This is a genomic window from Halomonas sp. 3D7M, from assembly GCF_014897885.1.
Lineage (GTDB): Bacteria > Pseudomonadota > Gammaproteobacteria > Pseudomonadales > Halomonadaceae > Vreelandella.
Map to the genome: position 1 here is coordinate 1 of NZ_JABUZF010000073.1, position 1,242 is coordinate 1,242.

The 1,242-nt window shown below is 52.0% G+C and carries 1 protein-coding gene; it reads right to left on the reverse strand.

What is annotated here, in order from left to right:
• Positions 1 to 348: 348 nt before the first annotated feature.
• Positions 349 to 1,242: replication initiation protein (locus INT22_RS02445; RefSeq protein ID WP_319022004.1), on the reverse strand; the 894-nt coding region annotated here is incomplete at its 5' end.

A 1,242-nucleotide genomic window follows, 5' to 3' on the forward strand; every position in this document is an offset into this window, starting at 1 on the left:
TGCGGTTGCTATGGAGTAGCAACGGTCAGTGTCTGCGGATAGCAGGGGGTTAAAGGTGCTGGCATCAACCGAGGTGGTTAACAGGCAGCAGGTCGAGGTATCGCACTGATGTGCGGTCACTATGAATAGCGACGATAAGTCTGCGGGTAGCAGGAACATTGTTTTCTGTTTCTTGAACAAAAACAGAATAGATAGCGCAGATAAAACCGCGTTAGTAAGGCTTAAGCCTTTAAAATAGAGACTGTTTGTTTTCGGTGGTCAGTTGCCCACACACTGGACGCAATGCCAGACAAAATCGATATTACCTTAGCTGCTGATATCGCACAAGACGCTATCTTTAGGATCAGTTTAGCGATTTTTCAGCGCTTCTAGGGCCTTCAATGCCGCGTCTTCCCAGCTATCACCCAGTTGCATGTGCTGAGTAATCACCTTCGGAGAAATCCCGAACATCGCCCGGCCTTCAGGAGCTAAGTTGTTTGAAGCAGCGGCCTTGAGGCGCTTATTGTTAGCAGCTTTTTTCGGCTTCTTGCTGTCTGTTTTTTCGCCGAAAGTGAACACCAGGTGAGATACGCGACGCCCTGTTTTTCGCTGATCCCACTTCACCCACAATGGCGAATGTTCGTTAACCTGGGTGACGGCGGGCTCGATGACGCGCTTTTTGAAGTCCTTGATGGCAGGGTATTTACCTTCAAGCTGAAAAGTGTCACGCAGCCATTCCACGGTCACCACGCGCTCGCCAGCGTCGCGCCACTGGCATAGCAGCTCGTAGAGCCGGATCGCATGGCCACTGTTGAGCTTTGCAACGTCAGTTAGTGCGTAGCGTGTGAATTGCTCCGTGAGCTGCGTAAGGTAAGGAAGCATATCCTTAGTAAAACGCAGCTCAATGCGGCCTTCAGCTTTACGGTAACGTATCGACTGCACCCAGCCAGTTACCAGTGTTTCCTCCCGGCTGCCATTGCCATTGGGGCGTTCAGTGATCCATACCTCACGGCGTTTGAGCCGTAAGGCGGCGTCGGCTAGCTCCTTGTAGACTGAGTGCGACTCAGTGCCCACCATATCCGCATAGTCGGCCACGCTGACGCTATACAGGATTTCATCGGTGATCGATTGGTCTCGGCGTACCTGAGAGATACAGGCCAGCATGATGCGCTGCTCGGCGGGGGTGAGGCGGTAAGACGCTTCTACTAGAGCGTTGCTCTTGTAGATGGGTTGGCTCATTTGTTGTTGATTCATATGCCTACA